Origin of the sequence: Providencia sp. Je.9.19 (genome assembly GCF_051129765.1) — a bacterium.
Classification (GTDB): domain Bacteria; phylum Pseudomonadota; class Gammaproteobacteria; order Enterobacterales; family Enterobacteriaceae; genus Providencia.
Genome location: NZ_JBCPSS010000003.1, coordinates 364695 through 381628, shown reverse-complemented (window position 1 = coordinate 381628; position 16934 = coordinate 364695). Strand labels below are relative to the sequence as shown.

General features: G+C 44.4%; 22 protein-coding genes. All 22 read left to right on the top strand.

What is annotated here, in order from left to right; translation table 11 throughout:
• The first annotated feature begins 95 nt into the window (after positions 1 to 95).
• Entirely contained in the window at positions 96 to 341 is a 246-nt protein-coding gene (locus tag AAZR93_RS14335) for a DUF2560 family protein (protein WP_434720200.1), read from the top strand.
• Positions 342 to 396: 55 nt separating this feature from the next.
• On the top strand, positions 397 to 879 hold the full coding sequence (locus tag AAZR93_RS14330; RefSeq protein ID WP_434720199.1) for a ubiquitin carboxyl-hydrolase: 483 nt from the start codon (positions 397 to 399) through the stop codon (positions 877 to 879).
• The gene (gene terL, locus AAZR93_RS14325; RefSeq protein WP_434720198.1) at positions 833 to 2353 is read left to right on the top strand and encodes a phage terminase large subunit; all 1521 of its coding nucleotides are present in this window, start codon (positions 833 to 835) and stop codon (positions 2351 to 2353) included. Before AAZR93_RS14330 ends, terL begins: the two co-directional genes overlap by 47 nt.
• The gene (locus AAZR93_RS14320) at positions 2350 to 3774 is read left to right on the top strand and encodes an anti-CBASS protein Acb1 family protein (protein WP_434720197.1); all 1425 of its coding nucleotides are present in this window, start codon (positions 2350 to 2352) and stop codon (positions 3772 to 3774) included. The genes terL and AAZR93_RS14320 overlap by 4 nt, the downstream gene beginning before the upstream one ends.
• Complete coding sequence (locus tag AAZR93_RS14315; protein WP_434720196.1) at positions 3734 to 4540, top strand: phage head morphogenesis protein; 807 nt, start codon at positions 3734 to 3736, stop codon at positions 4538 to 4540. The genes AAZR93_RS14320 and AAZR93_RS14315 overlap by 41 nt, the downstream gene beginning before the upstream one ends.
• A gap of 46 nt (positions 4541 to 4586) precedes the next feature.
• Complete coding sequence (locus tag AAZR93_RS14310) at positions 4587 to 4790, top strand: hypothetical protein (RefSeq protein ID WP_434720195.1); 204 nt, start codon at positions 4587 to 4589, stop codon at positions 4788 to 4790.
• Between the two features lie 21 nt (positions 4791 to 4811).
• Positions 4812 to 5975 carry a DUF2213 domain-containing protein gene (locus tag AAZR93_RS14305; RefSeq protein WP_434720194.1) on the top strand — a complete coding sequence of 388 codons (1164 nt, stop codon included), beginning with the start codon at positions 4812 to 4814 and terminating at the stop codon, positions 5973 to 5975.
• Between the two features lie 2 nt (positions 5976 to 5977).
• Positions 5978 to 6466 (top strand): structural cement protein Gp24, encoded by a 489-nt coding sequence (locus AAZR93_RS14300; protein WP_434720193.1) that lies wholly within the window; start codon positions 5978 to 5980, stop codon positions 6464 to 6466.
• Positions 6466 to 7491: a hypothetical protein gene (locus AAZR93_RS14295; RefSeq protein WP_434720192.1), complete on the top strand. Its 1026-nt coding sequence runs from the start codon at positions 6466 to 6468 to the stop codon at positions 7489 to 7491. Before AAZR93_RS14300 ends, AAZR93_RS14295 begins: the two co-directional genes overlap by 1 nt.
• 1 nt (position 7492) lies before the next feature.
• Positions 7493 to 7819 (top strand): hypothetical protein, encoded by a 327-nt coding sequence (locus tag AAZR93_RS14290; protein ID WP_434720191.1) that lies wholly within the window; start codon positions 7493 to 7495, stop codon positions 7817 to 7819.
• Positions 7820 to 7821: 2 nt separating this feature from the next.
• Positions 7822 to 8226, top strand: a complete 405-nt coding sequence (locus AAZR93_RS14285) for a DUF4054 domain-containing protein (RefSeq protein ID WP_434720190.1) — start codon at positions 7822 to 7824, stop codon at positions 8224 to 8226.
• A gap of 100 nt (positions 8227 to 8326) precedes the next feature.
• The gene (locus AAZR93_RS14280) at positions 8327 to 8671 is read left to right on the top strand and encodes a hypothetical protein (protein WP_434720189.1); all 345 of its coding nucleotides are present in this window, start codon (positions 8327 to 8329) and stop codon (positions 8669 to 8671) included.
• Positions 8664 to 9047 carry a hypothetical protein gene (locus AAZR93_RS14275; protein WP_434720188.1) on the top strand — a complete coding sequence of 128 codons (384 nt, stop codon included), beginning with the start codon at positions 8664 to 8666 and terminating at the stop codon, positions 9045 to 9047. The genes AAZR93_RS14280 and AAZR93_RS14275 overlap by 8 nt, the downstream gene beginning before the upstream one ends.
• Positions 9032 to 9520, top strand: coding sequence for a phage neck terminator protein (locus AAZR93_RS14270; RefSeq protein WP_434720187.1), 489 nt, complete (start codon positions 9032 to 9034; stop codon positions 9518 to 9520). Before AAZR93_RS14275 ends, AAZR93_RS14270 begins: the two co-directional genes overlap by 16 nt.
• An 11-nt stretch (positions 9521 to 9531) precedes the next feature.
• Positions 9532 to 10995, top strand: coding sequence for a DUF3383 domain-containing protein (locus AAZR93_RS14265; protein ID WP_434720186.1), 1464 nt, complete (start codon positions 9532 to 9534; stop codon positions 10993 to 10995).
• A gap of 13 nt (positions 10996 to 11008) precedes the next feature.
• Positions 11009 to 11455, top strand: coding sequence for a phage tail fiber protein (locus AAZR93_RS14260; protein ID WP_434720185.1), 447 nt, complete (start codon positions 11009 to 11011; stop codon positions 11453 to 11455).
• A complete protein-coding gene (locus tag AAZR93_RS14255; protein ID WP_434720184.1) occupies positions 11455 to 11865 on the top strand; it encodes a hypothetical protein in 411 nt (136 codons plus the stop codon). The genes AAZR93_RS14260 and AAZR93_RS14255 overlap by 1 nt, the downstream gene beginning before the upstream one ends.
• Positions 11866 to 12060: 195 nt before the next feature.
• The gene (locus AAZR93_RS14250; RefSeq protein ID WP_434720183.1) at positions 12061 to 14304 is read left to right on the top strand and encodes a hypothetical protein; all 2244 of its coding nucleotides are present in this window, start codon (positions 12061 to 12063) and stop codon (positions 14302 to 14304) included.
• Between the two features lie 53 nt (positions 14305 to 14357).
• The gene (locus tag AAZR93_RS14245) at positions 14358 to 15113 is read left to right on the top strand and encodes a phage baseplate protein (RefSeq protein WP_434720182.1); all 756 of its coding nucleotides are present in this window, start codon (positions 14358 to 14360) and stop codon (positions 15111 to 15113) included.
• Positions 15110 to 15382: a hypothetical protein gene (locus AAZR93_RS14240; protein WP_434720181.1), complete on the top strand. Its 273-nt coding sequence runs from the start codon at positions 15110 to 15112 to the stop codon at positions 15380 to 15382. Before AAZR93_RS14245 ends, AAZR93_RS14240 begins: the two co-directional genes overlap by 4 nt.
• Positions 15372 to 16259 carry a baseplate hub protein gene (locus AAZR93_RS14235; protein WP_434720180.1) on the top strand — a complete coding sequence of 296 codons (888 nt, stop codon included), beginning with the start codon at positions 15372 to 15374 and terminating at the stop codon, positions 16257 to 16259. Before AAZR93_RS14240 ends, AAZR93_RS14235 begins: the two co-directional genes overlap by 11 nt.
• Positions 16246 to 16932 carry a phage baseplate protein gene (locus AAZR93_RS14230; RefSeq protein ID WP_434720179.1) on the top strand — a complete coding sequence of 229 codons (687 nt, stop codon included), beginning with the start codon at positions 16246 to 16248 and terminating at the stop codon, positions 16930 to 16932. Before AAZR93_RS14235 ends, AAZR93_RS14230 begins: the two co-directional genes overlap by 14 nt.
• Positions 16933 to 16934: the final 2 nt, after the last annotated feature.

Genomic DNA, 16934 nt, shown 5'->3' with positions numbered 1-16934 from the left:
GGGGTGATTTCATCTTGACTGCTAGGAATAGACTGGAAGTGGCTTAGCAGTGTATCGCTAAGCTGCGAATAACTTACACAGATAAGGAAAATTAAATGAGTGAAGCATTAACCAGAGCTCAATACATTAGAGCAGAACTATTCGCATTAACTGGCTATGACACAGCAGCCGCGCAAAAAGCCGTTGATTATGTCGCTGATGACGAACTGAAGTTTGATTTATTTAAGCGCTTATGGAGCAAAGGCACAACTGGCGGGACGGTAATTGGTCAGGTTGAAGTTGTTATCCAGAAGGTAAAGGAAGCGTTGATCCTGTTTCCTGAAGCAAAAGCAACTAAGTAATTAATCACAAAGCCCGCTTTCGAGTTGGCTTTTTAATTAACTATGAGGGTATGTCATGGCGACTAAAACAAAAATGGGTCGCCCTTCTGATTACTTACCAGAGGTGGCGGACGATATATGCGCTCTTATCGCTGATGGTGAAAGTTTGCGTTCGGTATGCAAAAAAAAAGGCATGCCAAATAAAACAAAAATTATGCGGTGGTTGCGAGAAAATACAGACTTTCGTGACCAGTACGCGAAAGCAATGGAGTCTAGGGCTGATGCTGTTTTTGAAGAGCTATTTGATATTGCTGATGATGTCGCGGAAGAACCTGCGGCGATATCCAAGGCTAAGCTTAGGATAGATACAAGAAAGTGGGCTCTGTCAAGAATGAGCCCTAAGAAATACGGTGACAAGATCACCACTGAATTAACGGGCAAGGATGGCGGAGCTATCCAGTACGCAGATATAACCAACGAAGAATTAGAGGATAGGTTAAAGGAGTTGGGGCATGGTAGAAACAGGTCGCAGCTCGACGAGAAACTTACAGACTCTTGAGGCGTTCAAGCAAAGGCAAATTGAGAGAGCTAGAGATAACCTTTTAGACTTCACGTTATATACAAACCCTATTTATGAAACAGGATGGTTCAATGAGCTTCTTTTTGCTGAGTTAGAGCAATTCTTAAAAGATGCTGAGGCTGGTTTAATGCCTCGACTGATGATATTTGCTCCTCCGCGTTCAGGCAAAAGCGAGGCGGCATCAAGGCGTTTTCCTGCCTATGTGCTGGGTAAACATCCTAGTTGGAATGTCATAGCCTGTTCTTACTCCTCTGACTTGGCAAATCGTATGTCGCGTGATACGCAGAGGATAATAACATCCCCTAGGTTCGGTGAAATATTCCCAGAAACAAACCTAACTTTAAGTCGAGCTGGAGCAGGTGGGGCGATACGTACCGCTGAGCTATGGGAGATAATAAACTCTAAAGGAGCTATACAAGGCGGCTCGTATCGAGCAGCTGGCGTTAATGGCGGTATAACTGGTCAGGGAATGAACATTGGCATTATCGATGACCCTGCAAAAGACTATAAAACAGCATCCTCTCCAACTTATCAAGAATCAGTCATTGACTGGTACGACACTACATTTTTTACTCGTGCCGATCCAAAGATAAACGGGATAATTATTATCCTTACTCGTTGGCATAAAGACGACTTAGCAGGGCAATTACTTAAAAAAGCTGACGAGGGCGGAGAGCAATGGCGAGTTGTTAGCTTCCCTATGGAGGCTGAGAAACACGAAGTTCACGAACTCAATGGTAAGAAATACAGCCTTAGAAAGCCCGGCGAAATTCTATTTCCTGAGCGTATGCCTCAATCATTTGTCGATAAAGCAAAGCAGCGCGGATCTCTAGTATGGAATGCTCTTTACCAACAAAGACCCACAGCCAAAGGTGGCGGATTAATTAAATCTGAATGGTTCGGTGAATATAAAGAACTCCCTCCGCTTAAATGGCGTGGCGTTTATGGCGATACCGCGCAAAAAACCAAAGAGGTCAACGACTTCTCAGTGTTTGAGCATTGGGGGCTTGGCGTTGATGGTTATATGTATCTCATTGATATGATTCGCGGTAAGTGGGAAGCCGACGAGTTAAAGCGCAGAGCTGTCGCCTTTTGGAATTCATGTAAGCATTTAAAGAATGGTCCATTAAGGCATATGGCAATAGAAGATAAGGCATCTGGTACGGGTTTAATTCAAAGTATCCGGAAAGATGCGCTGTGTCCCGTAAAGGCAATTCAGCGCGATAAAGATAAATACACTCGACTGATGGATACGCAAGGTTTTATTGAGTCGGGGTATATAAAGCTCCCATCTGATAAGCCATTTGTTAGTGATTTCCTTGTAGAGATGGAATCAATAAACCCTGAGTTCAATACACATGATGACCAGTTAGATCCAATGATGGATGCCATCACTGAGATGAAAGTTAATGCTGGCCTTCTGTTTAACATACCAGACGAGATACTCCGATGAGCAAGAGTAAAAAAACACAACAGCCTGTCGGAAAGCAACCGGTCAGGATTAAAGATGTTGATTTAGAGAAGGCTTCAATCAAGCAAGAGGTTAATAGCGTTGATAAATTTAAGCGGTACGAGCCGTTACCGGGCGTTGTTCCTGAAGCTAAACAGGAAGCCGCCTTTGCTATGGACGCTACGCCATACGACATGCTTAATACTATGTCTATTGGCGATGAATACTCAGGCTTCCGTGGCTACCCCCAATTAGCTGCAATGTCTCAGCAAGTTGAATACTCAAACATGCACAGCGTGTTTGCTGACGAGATGACGCGAAATTGGATTGAAGTCAGAAGTCGGAAAGAGGGCGACCCTGATATCGAACTAATGGAACAGTCGCTAATTAAATATGATGTAAAGCGATTGATTCATGAAGCAGTTAGACAGGACTCTCAATATGGTGTGGCGCATATCTACATCGATACTGGCGCAATGACAGATGATGAGTTAGAGAAGTCATTATTCCTCGACCCGCGTAAAATACCTAAAGGATCACTAAAAGGGCTTAGAGTTGTTGACCCAACTTGGATTTATCCTGCGATGTACAACACTCAGTGGCCTCTAGCGGAAAACTTTTACAAACCTAGCGCATGGTTCGTGATGGGTAAAACGGTTCACGAGTCACGATTTAATGACATTGTGAGCCGTCCGGTTCCAGATATTCTCAAGCCGTCCTATAACTTCGGTGGGCTATCGCTCACTCAACTAATGGAGGATTACGTTGTTGATTGGCGCGATGCTAAGAAGAACGTAATTAAAATACTTCGTACATTGAGAATGAGAGCACTTAAAACTGATATGGACGCGCGGTTGCAGATGCCGGGTGAATTCGATAAGCGGATTAAGCTATTCACGCAATATCAGGATAACTTTGGCATTTGGGCGATAGATACGCAGGAAGATTTACTTCACATGCAAACCTCGCTAAGTGAATTGTCCAACTTGCTATCTAACTATCAAGACCAGCTTTGTATTCCGTCACGCATAACTAACTTAAAGCTCCTAGGAAACGCTCCGGCAGGTTTAAACGCTTCGGGTGATTCTGAGTTGGATACGTGGCACGAAACCGTGTCAGGGTATCAGGACGGCAACCTAAGGAGGCCCTTAGAGAATATCTTCAAGATTATCCAGCTTTCTGAGTTTGGAAAAATCAAAGAGGATATTTACTTTGAGTTTAATCCGCTTGATGAGGTTAGTGAGAAAGAACGCGCTGAAATTATCAAGATACGTGTTGATGCTGTAGCGGTTGCCGCTGATAGTCAATTGGTTAGTTCTGAAGAAGCTAGGGATGCGTTAAAGGGCATTAAAGACGCTGGCTTTGAAAACTTGGATGGTGATTATGAGCCGGAAAACGACGAGACTGAAACCGACCAACTATAACGCTGGCAACATCAAGTGGTATCAAAAGCTATTACTCGCTGAAATTAGAGAAATGAACGATGAGGTGAGGCGTGAAATAGTAAACGCTATTCGTGATAACCCTCTCGCTCAAGATGCTAATTTGGCGATGGACGCTAATCCTGTGGAGATGATACGCAAACTGCTTGACGTGCTCAGCGGTAAATGGGTTAGGGACTTCATTAACAAAGCGACATCCTGGTCTGATGAAATGGTAGACAAAACACAAAGCTCAGTCGATAGAGGTTTACTGGCTGCTGCTAGGCGTGAATCTATGACTATCAGGATGCAATGGACTCCTGCAATGTTAGAAAAACGTGAGGCCATTATTGCTGAGAACGTTTCACTCATCCGGTCTATCCCTGAGAAATACTTTACCGAAGTAGAAGGGATGGTATATCGCGCCGTTGCTCGTGGCGGAGATAGAAAAATGCTCGCTGATGAAATTGAGCGTAATTTTGGCAAGCGTCACGGTATCACAAGGCGCAGGGCTGAATTTATCGCTCGTGACCAGACTCGCAAGGCAACAAGCGCACTATCGGCAGCAAGACAACAGGCGGCTGGTATCGTTGAAGCTGAGTGGGTGCATAGTGGTGGAGGTAATAAACCACGTCATAGTCACGTTAAGGCTGGTCGAGAAAGAAAGCGATTTAAGCTATCTGAAGGCTGCTTGATTGACGGTGAATATATTATGCCCGGTCAATTGCCTAATTGTGGTTGCGTATGGCGACCAGTGTTGCCGTTCTAATAACAGATCACTTCGGTGGTCTTTTTTTATGGGTGAAAGAAACTCTATGAGTAAGTGCAGACACTTAGTTATAAGTATTGTAGGGGTAAGTCGTGAAGGGAATATAGAGCAAGCGGACTTTCAGGCTATGAGTGAAGATTATTTTTGCCCTGAAGTTTTATTCTCTCAAGATGGATTAAAGCTACTCAGAAAACTCGTAAGTGATGCTGGTTGGATTAAGTTTGTTATTACTGGATTTAAATGTCTTTAAATTTAACAACGAAGGTAAACCATGAAAGATGTGAAATTTGCCTTTGATAAAGCAAGCGTTAGGACTTACGACGAGGACGGGATGATGCACGTAGCATTAACCCCAATCAGCAAGGCTAACGTTTGTATCTACTACGGCAAGGAAATACCCGACTCCGAGGCGTTAGGTTTAGACCCAAATAAAGCCTATCGACTGCTGCGTGACCCAGAAGAGCTCAAGAAAGCTGTCAGCACATTTAACAATAAACCAGTGCTTAACAAGCATATTGGCGTAACAGTGATTGATCCGCCAAAAGAGTCAATTGTGGGCTCTACTGGTGAGCGTTCGGAGTTTGATGGCACTTACCTGAAAAACTCCCTAGTGCTATGGGATATCGACTCAATTCTCGGCGTAGAAACTGAGAAGCAAAAAGAAATTTCCTCATCTTATCGTTACAAACTGGATATGACGGCTGGTGAGTATGAGGGAGAAACTTACGATGGCGTAATGCGTGACATCGTTTGTAACCATGTGGCAATCGTGCCTAGTGGTCGGGCTGGCTCCGACGTATTTGTATATGACTCAAAACCTATAGGAATCAAACTGATGTCAAAACTTACTGAAAAAGTAATGGCAATTATCAAGCCTTATTTGGCTAATGATGAAAAGCCGGATGAAGTGGAAAAGAAAGTGGACGCCGTTATCAAAGATGACGCTACACAGGCAGAAAAAGATAACGAGTCTGAAGCTGAGCGTTTAAAGCGTGAAGAAAAAGAACTCAAAGAGCGTGAAGCGCGGGAAAATAAAGACCGTGAAAAAGACCGCAAAGCAGATGACAACGACGATGATAAAGACGATAAGTCTAAAAAAACTACTGACGATGAAGATGGCGACAAAAAAGCCAAAGATAACAAAATGGCTATGGATGCAGCTATTAATGCTGCTGAGCGTAAGTTTATCGAATTGCGTCAAGCTGAGCGTGATGTTCGCCCAGTTGTTGGTGAGTTGGCTTGCGATAGTGCAGAAGATGTTTATCGGACAGCTTTAAAACAAATGGGCTGTGAAGATTACTCATCAATTCCTGCTGCTGGCCTGCGTTCAGTTTTTAACGCTTACTCTAAAGTGCCAACAATGGCGCAGGATTCCGCGCCGATCGCGGCATCTTCTCGTAAAAATGTTCTCAGCTTCTTTGATGGAGATAAATAATTATGGCGTTTCAATCAAGTGTACGTCTTTACTCTGGCGTAGGTCAGGAAGGTCAGCCTGCATCTAATAGCCCAATCATTGCCGCGGCAGGCGGTGCGGGTGCTTTCTTCGCTGGTGATAATGGCCTGAATATGTGTCGTTTCGCGTGGCGTGATGCGACAGATCCGAAAAAACTAAATAACACAGGCACAGGTAAGCCAGTTGGATTTGTGTATAACAACGCTAACGCAACGATTGATTACCTTCAAAGCAGTAGTTTGCTAATTCCAAAAGGTCGCGAAGCATCTCCAATTGTTGGTGGTGATTTTTGGGCTAAGTCTGCAACGGCTGCGGTTGTTGGTCAGAAAGTGTTTGCGGTATTAGCAGACGGCACAATTAAAACTGGTGACGCTGGCGCAACTGTTGCTGATGCGGTCGAAACCGAGTGGTATGTAGCAAGTGATGCCGCTGTTGGTGATTTATTCGTAATTTCTACATGGAGCAAAGCATAATGCCACAATTAACACAGGCTGACTTTTCAGCATTTAAGAAAGAAGCCGCCGAGCGTGGTTTCTATTTGCCGCCTTCAGTAACTAAGTTCGCAATGGATGCTGATGTCCAGCCATCAATGGCTGCGAATGGCGGTATTCCTGCCATTGTTTCAACTTTCATTGATCCTGAAATTGTCCGCACTATCTTTGCTAAGCAAAAAGCGACTGACATTTTAGGCGAGAAGAAAAAAGGCTCATGGGCGCAAGATACCATGATGATCCAACGCGTTGAGCAATCTGGTGATGTGGTCGCATACGATGACTATAGCGAACAGGGTGCTAACCAAGTTACAAACGCATGGGAAAATCGTCAGGTGTACCGCTATCAAACAATGGTCACTTATGGCGAGTTGGAACAAGAGCGTTACGGCTTGGCTATGCTTCCTTATGTTGCAGAGAAACAGCGAGCAGCAGCTTGGACGATGAACCAAGCGCAGAACAAGTTTTATTTTTACGGTGTAGAGGGTTTACTGAACTACGGCATTCTTAATGACCCAGAGCTACCAGCTCCTATCACTCCTGCCACTGTTGGCGGTGCGATTCAGTGGAAAGACAAGCAAGTTATCGATATCTATAACGATATTCTGGCTTTATATGCTGATTTAGTCGCACGTACAAACGGCGCAGTTGGTGATGGCGTTGATATGGCCTCTCCGCTAGTGATTAGTATGAGCCCTAACACTTCCGTTTGGTTCAAAAAATCGAATGAGATTTTCGGTAACTCTGTAGAGAAAATGGTTAAAGATACGTTTACTAACATTCGTATCGAAGTAGCCCCACAGTATGACACCGATGCTGGCGAGTTGATCCAGATGTTCGTTGAAGCAGCGCAAGGTCAAGAGGCAGGTTACTGTGCATATAGCGAGAAGTTACGCGCTCATCCAGTTATCACAATGTCTTCGAGCTGGAAGCAAAAGCACTCTGGTACAACTTATGGCGCTGTTATTACTCAGCCATTCTTATTTGCACAAATGTTAGGGGTATAAAATGGCTAAGGTTTCAACATATGTTATCGGGTGCAAGCTTCCAAATGGCCTTACTTTACAGCACGAAGGTAAACCAATCGCATTAGCTGGTGCAAACTCATCTATGCTACTGAATGGCTTTGGTATTACTCGTGATGTTCCTGCTGATGCTTGGGAAGCATTTGAAAAGGCGTTCAAAGACCAGAAGCTTATCCGGAATGGCATTGTATTTGCTGTAACGGATTATAAATCTGCGGAAGATGCCTCGAAAGAACGCGCTAAGCAAAAAACAGGTTTAGAGCAAGCCAGCACCAAAACTGCCGGGGTGGAGCCACTAACCGAGGATTAATCATGGCAATTGTGGAACTGAAAGAGTCTACGTTCCGCGCCATGTTCCCCGAGTTTTCCAATATAGCAGACGATTTATTACCTTACCTTTTCGATCAAGCCACCGATTACCTCGATAACACCGAATTCTCATTAGTCATTCAGGCTGATAAGCGTGAGCGTTTGCTCTATTTGCTTATGGCTCACTTGGCGTACATACGATATGGCGATAAAGACGGTAAAGGTGGATCTGGAATGGTTGGGCGAGTGTCGTCTGCCAGTGAGGGAAGCGTGTCTGTATCTTCTGAACTTGGCTCAATTGAGTTTAGAAATGCATGGTACACGCTAAGCCCTTACGGAATGGATTACTGGCAAGCCACAAAAGTTTATCGAATGGCTAACTATTACCCGGGGAGCATTTATGGCTAACGGTCTAGAAAAATACCTCAACGGATTAGCTGAAAGGTTGAACGCTACTGAGGTTAGGGTTGGATTTATTAATGGCGAAACCTATCCGGACGGAACTAGCGTGGCAGAGGTTGCCTACAAAAATGAGTATGGCGTACCAGAAAATAACCAGCCCCCTAGACAGTTTTTCCGTAACGCAATAAATGAGCACAGCGAAGAGTGGGTTGATGCGATATCAAGAGGAATTGGTAACGGTTTAGATGCTAGAGCTGTACTTGAGGCAGTTGGCGCGGTAGTTCAGGGCGATGTTCAAGAATCCATAGCCACCTTAGTAGAGCCTCCTTTATCGCAAGAAACGATAAGAAGGAGGAGAGAGCGAAAGGTTATGCCTAACTCATCCACTAAGCCACTTGTTGATACCCGCGTGATGATTGGTTCTGTCAACTACGAGGTGATAAATGATTAAGGTTAGAGCTATCGCCAACGCTGCCATTCAGGTGGTTAACAAAAACTTACCAGCAACCCTCTTGGCTAATGAAGGCTTTGACATTGACGATGCAGGGTATCAAACCCCTAAGTATTCCGAATATGAAATCTCTATGCAATTGCAAAGCCTGAGTACTCAAGACCTTGAGCATTTAGGCGTTATCAACCAGCAAGGGGAATTTATTTACGGCTACGCAAGAGGGCAGATTGAGGCTATCCGCAGAGTAAGTCAGCAAGGCGCAGATAAGATTAGCTTTGTTGCTTATGGCGAGTCTGGGGTGTCTGAGTGGCTGGTTACTAAGGTCATAGAATCGTACCCGTCATGGGTTAAGGTGCTTTTATGGCGGCAACAATAAGCGTCACAGAGCGCGATATATTTTCTGAACTGAGACCGTACTTGATTGAGTTATTCGAGTGTCCTGTTGTGGTGGGGTATCAGAATAATGTGGCATTACCGAAAGACTGTATTGTTATGCATATGTTATTTGAGCGTAACATCGACTACACGGCCAATTATTGGGATGGTGATACTTCAGAAATCACCGCTCAGAACTCAGTAGAAGCAACCTTTCAATTAGATTTTTATGGGTCAGAGGCTAATTCACGCGCTCGCGTGGTGGCCAATTTATGGCGGTCAAGCTACACAACAGCAAAACTCAAGAAGTGCCAGCCACTTTATTGTGGCGAACCTAGAAAAAACATCCTCGTTAATGAATCCAATCAGTACGAAAACCGGATGATGCTGGACATTAAGCTTCAGTACAACCCCGAAACGAGCTATCAGGTTGATAGCGTTGATTCTATCTCTATCGAAACAACTAATATTTAAGGTAAATATTTATGAACTCTATCCCTGCTAGCGATATCGTTAGTATTTTGCCGGGCGTTGTCGGCACGGGTGGAAATCCGCTATCACTGAATGCGGTATTTATCACCAAAAAACAGGCAGCAACGATGCTAGGCGTTAAATCATTTGGGTCACCTGAATCTGTAGCGGAAACTTTCGGCATTGATTCTGATGAGTATCGTGCGGCTCAGGTCTACTTCAAAGGCTTCGATAACTCCACAGCTCGGCCTGATGCGCTTTTTATCGCATCGTATGTCTCCACGGCTCAACCAGCTAAATTAGTTGGTGCTCAAGTGCCAGTTAGAACCGCTTCGGATTTTTCCAATCTGCCAGATGGTTTTGTTATTGAGATTGATGGTAACTCTGTACCTGTAGCGGTTGAAGGTTCAGTAACGAGTTACTCGGCTCTAGCGGAGGCTGTAACAACCAGCATGGCATCAGGTGGCACCTGCACCTATGACAGTACATCACGAACGTTTGTTGTCTCTGGTATCACTCAGGGCGCTGTGGGCTCTATCGGGTTCGCTTCGGGTAACTTAGCTGCCTTTATGGGGCTGACTGAAGAAGATGGCGCACAGAAAAACAATGGCGTGAACGCTGACACCATCCAAGAGTTAATGCCTCGCATTACGCAAGAAACCCGAAACTTTGTGTCAATTATGACCTTGGGTGACTTTAGCGTAGATGATCGCCTTGCAATCTCCCAATGGGTGAATGTGCAAGATAGCCGCTTTATGCATGTTATCTATCAGAAAGACAATTCAACAGGCCAGCTAGAAGCATTATCAAGCGGTATCTTTGAGGCTGATGTGGCGGGTACTTTGTTGATGTATGGCGATTATACTCACGGCGCATTTGCTTGTGGTTATCCTGCCGCCTTGAATTTTGATGAATTAAACGGCCGTACAAACTTTGCTTTCCGTAAGCAAGAAGGCTTAGTGCCATCGGTGACCGATAAGACACTGGCAGATAGTTTGATTGGCTTAGGTTTCAACTTCTACGGCGCATATGGCACAGCAAATGACCGCTTTATTTTTGCCAACCAAGGCTCTATTTCTGGCAAATACAAATGGGTTGATAGCTACATTAACCAAGTATATCTAAATAGTCAGTTGCAATTAGCGTTAATGACGATGTTAACGAGCTTTAAAAACATCCCATATAACGAGCAAGGTAAGGCAATTCACCGCTCGGCTATTCAAGACCCAATCAACCAGATGCTTAACTATGGCGCAATTCAGCGCGGTGTGACGCTATCTGAGCAACAGAAAAAGCAAATCAACTTAGAGGCTGGTTTTGATGCTGCCGCTCAATTAAAAACTGAAGGTTGGTGCTTAATGATTGGTGATACCACAGCGCAGACTCGCGGCAATCGTGGCTCTATGCCACTCAAATTATGGTACGTGGACGGCGGTAGCGTTCAGAAGGTTGTGCTCCCATCCATTAACGTTCAGTAAGAGGTAATTAATCATGCCAATGGGACATAACCCAAGAACATTAACATCGGCTAACTCTGTGCTGATGCTGCGCTGCAAAGGCGTTTACGACGAATATGTGCAGATTCAAGGATTCCAGACTGATAACGCTTGGAACTTTGGCGAGGCTAATATCGGCGAAACTCGTATGGGTGTTGATGGTAAGCAGTCCATCGGTTACACACCTCACGAAACTCAGTGGACGCTTTACCTTGAGGCCAACAGTATATCGACTCAGGTAATGGAGACTATCCGTAAAGACTTTAATAGCAACATGGAGGCGCGCTTTATTGACGTTATTGTTGAAATTCCGTCAATCGGAAAACGTTACAGCGCAACGGGTGGCTTAACCTCCATGACTGGCGGTGCAAGCGGTAAAAAACTGCTGGATGGAACAAGCTACAACTTCAACATGGTATTTAACGGCGCTGAGGAAATCTAATGTCACTGAAATCAAAAACCATCACTATCCCAAAAGGTCGTGATGCAGGTAAAACGTTTCTAATCTCTGAAATGCCTATTGTTAAATTGGATAACTGGTCGATGCGCGCATTGTTTGCAGTTGCTAAAGGTGGCGTAGACCTCGAAGGTATCAATCCAAATATGGGTGGTTTAGGCATGGCAAATGTCGCACTCAAGGCGCTGGCTGGCATCGATACTGATGTTGGCATCCCATTGTTGAATGAATTACTTGATTGCGTTCAAGTGATCCCGTCAGGCGGTAACGCTCGCTCATTACTGCTTGATTCCGACGTCACCGAGTTAACAACCTTATTCACGCTTCGCAAGGAGGCATTAGCTATTCACCTTGATTTTTTAGTACAAGGCGGTGGCTTAGACTCGAAAAGTTAAAGGCTGGTCTACCGCTGCGTGATGGCGTGATGGCTGAAACTTTGAATGTGTCCAGTGTTGTGTATCAGGTGATTACTGCCAAGTATGCAACACTGCACGAGCTTTCAACGATTTACAGCCTAGAGGACGCGCTTAACTTGCTAGAAATTCATCAAGTCGAGGCGTACAACAAGCAACTGATGAGTGAGTTAACCGATGGCAACTCTAATTGATACCCTTCTCGTATCGCTAAAGTTGGATGGCGGCGACTTCAAGCGTGATGCAAATGATGCAACCAAGGCCAATAAAGACCTCGCTGATAGCGCCAAGAAAGCTACCGCAGAATCCGACAAGTTCACCAAGTCAATTAACAATGGCGTTAAGGCACTAGCTGGATTATTCAGTGCCATTCTGGTTTCTACTGGAATGCAAAAGCTTATTGACGACACAGCAAAGGCTAATGACCAGTTAAACTTCCTCAGTAAAAACTTAGGAATGAGCGCGACAGCCGTTAAACGCTGGCAAGGTGCTGCGGAAATGTCTGGCGGTAGTGCTGATGGCATGGCGGCGAGTTTATCTGGCCTGAGCAAATCGCTGTGGGACATGGTGACGATGGGTGATACTTCGGTGTTTCCTTACTTTAATGCGCTGAATGTTGGCGTGATTAAATCCAATGGTGAACTCCGAAACCTTGATGATATCTTGCTGGACGTGTCCGATAGTTTATCGAAGATGTCACGACCTCAAGCTTATAATTTTGCTAAGAATATGGGCTTTGATGACGGCACGATTAACATGCTGTTACAGGGTCGCCGCGAGGTTGAAGAATATCTCGCACTGCAAAAAGATATCGTCGTCTCATCCGAGCAAGAGTTAGAAATAAGCCGCCAGTTAAACAAGCAGAACGCTTTAGTCAGTCGCCAATGGGAAGGGTTAAAAACCTTACTTGCAAACTACCTGATGCCGTATGCGCTTAAATTCTCTGAGACTATATCGGGCTTCTTGAATTACCTGAACAGGAACCGAGACACGGCTGTCTTTGTGTTTAAGGCCATAGGAACAGTGATAGGCGTTACGCTCATTCCTCTAGCTCTGAAAGCTGGCGCAGCATTCATGGGCATGTTTGCACCGTTGTTTGGTGGCGTTGGCCTACTGTTACTTCTTGGTGGTGCGATTGCTGCGCTTTATGACGATTACGATAAATGGAAGAAAGGCGAAAAATCCCTGTTCGATTGGTCAGAGTGGGATAAATCAATCACCTTTGTTCTCGAAAAGCTCAAAGCGTTTAAAGAGTGGTTCCAAGACACCACTATCGGCAAATGGTTTACTGACCAAGACGGAAACCTGAGTAGTTGGAAATTGGCCTTGGCTGCTTTCGCTACGTGGTTCGGTGGTAAATGGGTTACTGGTATCGTGCTTGGTGTCGGTCGAATCGGACTTGCTTTTGCTGGCTTGCTTGGTTGGCCTGCTCTGTTAATTGCTGGCTTCGCTGCCGCTATCCCTATCATTAAGTCCTATATCGATGATGCCGCTGAGCACTTCGGTGATGTGATGAGTAAAGCAGGAGAAAAAGCCTCTTTAGTTGTTGCTGCGGTGCATAAGTTTAATGATCCGAATGCGACCGTTGAGGACAAAATTGTTGCCGCTGCTAAAGTGGGTGATGGGTTTGTTGCTGGCGCTGGGGTGCTAAGCCTTGGTAAGGATGGGGTTAAAAATGTTATTTCAAATCTATCAAAACCATTCCTTAATAGTGGTGAATCGCAACCAGCAGTAGGAAATAGTAGAGGGGAAAGGAATAACAACCCGCTTAACATGAATTATGTAGGCCAAAGAAATTCAGTGTTAGAAGATGGCAAAGGCGCTAGGTTTGCAAAGTTCAACACCCCTTATGATGGACTATCAGCAACGGTTAACCAGCTTTTAAGATATTACGATGGGAAAACCACAGGGAAGAAGCTTCAAACGGTGGAGGATATAATTAAAACTTGGGCTCCATCCTCTGACAATAACAATACTAGCGGTTACATAAAGAGAGTGGCTGATGAGCTTGGTGTTTCACCTAGTCAAACTTTAGACCTGAGAGACCCTGAGGTTATGAAGGCACTCATGCATTCCATGAGCAAGGTTGAAATAGAAAAGCCATTGCCATATTCAGACTCATTGATTACGGCTGCTATCAATGGAACTGGTGATCCAACAGTAAATGCGATTAATAATTCCAAAAGTATAATGGCTTCTTTATCTAAGCCTATATCTTCAGGAGTTGGTGGTTTGGCTGATAACTTTTTAGGGCAAACTAAAAAACTACAGTCACAGCCTCAAACTGTTAATAACAAAACCGATATTAGCGTAGGTGATATAAATGTAATGACTACAGCTAGCACGATATCAGGAGTTAGTGGTGATGCAATGGATTCGATTGCTAACAGTGTTTATCAACTAGTTCCTACGCTCAATTAAAAATACAAGCCTCCTTTGTGAGGCTTTTTATTTTAGAGGTAAGTATGTTCGGAATGCCAGATATACCAAACTGGAAGGGGATCCCTGACGCAGCTATTAACGCGGGAATTAGTTTAGGCGGTGGCGCGTTAATCAATACTTTATTCGGTAACTATTGGGGGATATTTAACGAGTTCGGCGTTCCGCTATTGCTTGCTGATAACGTTCTATCCCTGCAATACCAAAATCAGAGCCGTGTAGTGAATGCGCCGATAGAGAAAGGTTCTTTTACCAGTTACAACAAAGTGGCAGACCCATACAAGGCCACTGTGCAATTAAGCAAAAGTAGTGGCGGCACATTAGAGCGCGGGGCGTTCTTGGCTCAGCTAGAAATATTAGCCAAAAGCACGCTCAAGTTTTACATCATCACGCCTGAGTATGTTTATAAAAGCGCAAATATTGTCGGCTTTGATTTTGCTCGTGAGGCTAGAGACGGAGCAACCTTGATTAAGGTGAACGTACATCTTGAGGAAATACGCGAGGTGTCGGTTCAGTACGACGAGGAAGAGGTTACTAACCCTGATGATTCACGCGTTAAAGATGCGGGTAATAAAACTCAGGGTACTGGATTCGGTAAGGTGGGTGAGACGCTAGGCGAAACAATGTCTGATGTTAAAGATGCTTTCTCAGGTGATGGTAGTTTTCTCAGTAAGCTAGGCGGTGCGGTTGATGCTTTGGCTAATGGAATGAAAAATGTTTATGGCGCCGCATCTGAGGCGATAGACGGCATTGATATGTCAGTAAACCAAATGATAGGCGGGCAACAATGATCACCGAAATTCCACTATCGCCAATTCCTAATCAAGCATTCTCTTTTACTAACGGCACTGACGAGTATGAAGTCGAACTCAATTCTCGGCTAAATAAACTCTACGCAACGGTGAAGAAAAATAATGAAAACGTGGTTTGCAATCGGATATGCCGAAATATGACGTATATCTGCCAGTGGCTAATTTTCGCAGACCAGCAAGGCAATACAGACCCTGAATACACTGGTTTGGGCTCTAGATATAGGTTGATATGGGCTGATGGCATTTAATCGAAAGTCACTAAGACTCACTTTAAAACTCGGCAACAAAAATGAAGTTTTCACATCAGACAATAAAAATAAATTATCAACAGTTGGTTTGCGTATAAGCGCTGAAGTTATAGCGGGGAATGGTTCAGTTACCCCGCACGCAAGAATAAAAATCTATGGTCTACCGCAAGAGACTATGAATAAGCTTATTTTTCTACGATGGCGAGATGTTAGCACGCTACTTAATACTGTAACTTTAGAAGCTGCAGAAGATGGTGGTGATTTCTCTCAAGTGTTTAAGGGGGGGATTATTTATGCGCTACCTGATTACTCTGAAGCCCCTAACGTGTCAGTAACAATAGAGTCTCAATTGGCAGCCTTTGAATCAAAAAATCCATCACAAGCTGAAAGCTTTGAAGGGCAATATCAAGTATCTGACCTTATTGGCAGAATATGCCAGAGGATAGGGTTCTCATTTGAAAACAACAATGTTAATTCAGTGATAGAAAACCCTTACTTAACGGGTTCTGATATTGACCGTATCAGATGGCTTTGTGACAACACAAATAACAATCTTTATTTAGGTGCAAACAGTGTGGCCATCGCGCCGAAAGGGTCGCCTCGTAACGTAAAAATAGCCGTTATTAGCCCCTCAACTGGCCTAATAAGTTATCCAGTGCCAAATCCTCAAGGGGTTAGCTTTCGATGCCTTTATAACCCTCTGATTGTATTTGGGGGAAAGGTGAGAATACAGGACAGCAGCATTGAGTTGGTTAATGGCGAGTGGTTCACGTTTGGAATAAGAACAATTCTAGAAACTGAAACCGAATCAGGACGATGGTTTATGGAGGTTCTAGCCCAAAAAACAACGGATAAAAATACTTATGTCGCAAAATAACTCTGAACTACCTTATTACCCCGAAGATATTTGCGGGGGAGCCAGAACGCAAGAGTTCATCATTAACAGCCTAATCGGTCGAGTGGGTACAGTTACCATTTGCCGAATAATGAAAGTTAAAGGCGGTGGCGTTAATCCTGTTGGTTTTGTTGATATTGTTCCGATGGTTCTTCAGGTGGATGGTGCTGGTAATGCCTTTGATAATGCTACGGTGTTTAACGTGCCTTATTTTCGCTATCAGGGCGGCAGCAATGCGGTAATTCTCGACCCTAAAGTTGGTGATATTGGTATTTGTCTTGTCGCCTCGCGTGATATTTCAAAGATTAAGCGCACCAAAAAAGACGCCACGCCAGACACTAAACGTCAGTATGACATAGCGGATAGTTTATACATTGGCGGCATACTGAACGGAACACCATCGCAATACATTCACTTTCTCGATAGTGGAATAAATATTATGGCCACAGGTGAAATCAACATGAAGGGCTCAAAGGTAGTACTGGATGCACCAGTAGAGACCACGAGCACAGTTCAGGCGGCTAGTGATATCACTGATAATACTGGCGGTGGAAATACACAAACCATGGCTAGCATGCGCGAAACCTACAACTATCACACTCACACCGCACAAGGCGAGTACGCAGAAACTACAGTACCTAATCAGCAGGTGTAAAA

Bases quoted from the DNA above. Each gene is read 5' to 3' on its own strand.
- AAZR93_RS14235 (WP_434720180.1), top strand. From the start codon at position 15,372: ATGGCATTTAATCGAAAGTCACTAAGACTCACTTTAAAACTCGGCAAC.
- AAZR93_RS14285 (WP_434720190.1), top strand. From the start codon at position 7,822: ATGGCAATTGTGGAACTGAAAGAGTCTACGTTCCGCGCCATGTTCCCC.
- AAZR93_RS14305 (WP_434720194.1), top strand. From the start codon at position 4,812: ATGAAAGATGTGAAATTTGCCTTTGATAAAGCAAGCGTTAGGACTTAC.
- AAZR93_RS14260 (WP_434720185.1), top strand. From the start codon at position 11,009: ATGCCAATGGGACATAACCCAAGAACATTAACATCGGCTAACTCTGTG.
- AAZR93_RS14320 (WP_434720197.1), top strand. From the start codon at position 2,350: ATGAGCAAGAGTAAAAAAACACAACAGCCTGTCGGAAAGCAACCGGTC.
- AAZR93_RS14315 (WP_434720196.1), top strand. From the start codon at position 3,734: ATGAGCCGGAAAACGACGAGACTGAAACCGACCAACTATAACGCTGGC.
- AAZR93_RS14250 (WP_434720183.1), top strand. From the start codon at position 12,061: ATGGCAACTCTAATTGATACCCTTCTCGTATCGCTAAAGTTGGATGGC.
- terL (WP_434720198.1), top strand. From the start codon at position 833: ATGGTAGAAACAGGTCGCAGCTCGACGAGAAACTTACAGACTCTTGAG.
- AAZR93_RS14295 (WP_434720192.1), top strand. From the start codon at position 6,466: ATGCCACAATTAACACAGGCTGACTTTTCAGCATTTAAGAAAGAAGCC.
- AAZR93_RS14245 (WP_434720182.1), top strand. From the start codon at position 14,358: ATGCCAGATATACCAAACTGGAAGGGGATCCCTGACGCAGCTATTAAC.
- AAZR93_RS14300 (WP_434720193.1), top strand. From the start codon at position 5,978: ATGGCGTTTCAATCAAGTGTACGTCTTTACTCTGGCGTAGGTCAGGAA.
- AAZR93_RS14290 (WP_434720191.1), top strand. From the start codon at position 7,493: ATGGCTAAGGTTTCAACATATGTTATCGGGTGCAAGCTTCCAAATGGC.
- AAZR93_RS14240 (WP_434720181.1), top strand. From the start codon at position 15,110: ATGATCACCGAAATTCCACTATCGCCAATTCCTAATCAAGCATTCTCT.
- AAZR93_RS14270 (WP_434720187.1), top strand. From the start codon at position 9,032: ATGGCGGCAACAATAAGCGTCACAGAGCGCGATATATTTTCTGAACTG.
- AAZR93_RS14255 (WP_434720184.1), top strand. From the start codon at position 11,455: ATGTCACTGAAATCAAAAACCATCACTATCCCAAAAGGTCGTGATGCA.
- AAZR93_RS14335 (WP_434720200.1), top strand. From the start codon at position 96: ATGAGTGAAGCATTAACCAGAGCTCAATACATTAGAGCAGAACTATTC.
- AAZR93_RS14275 (WP_434720188.1), top strand. From the start codon at position 8,664: ATGATTAAGGTTAGAGCTATCGCCAACGCTGCCATTCAGGTGGTTAAC.
- AAZR93_RS14310 (WP_434720195.1), top strand. From the start codon at position 4,587: ATGAGTAAGTGCAGACACTTAGTTATAAGTATTGTAGGGGTAAGTCGT.
- AAZR93_RS14265 (WP_434720186.1), top strand. From the start codon at position 9,532: ATGAACTCTATCCCTGCTAGCGATATCGTTAGTATTTTGCCGGGCGTT.
- AAZR93_RS14330 (WP_434720199.1), top strand. From the start codon at position 397: ATGGCGACTAAAACAAAAATGGGTCGCCCTTCTGATTACTTACCAGAG.
- AAZR93_RS14230 (WP_434720179.1), top strand. From the start codon at position 16,246: ATGTCGCAAAATAACTCTGAACTACCTTATTACCCCGAAGATATTTGC.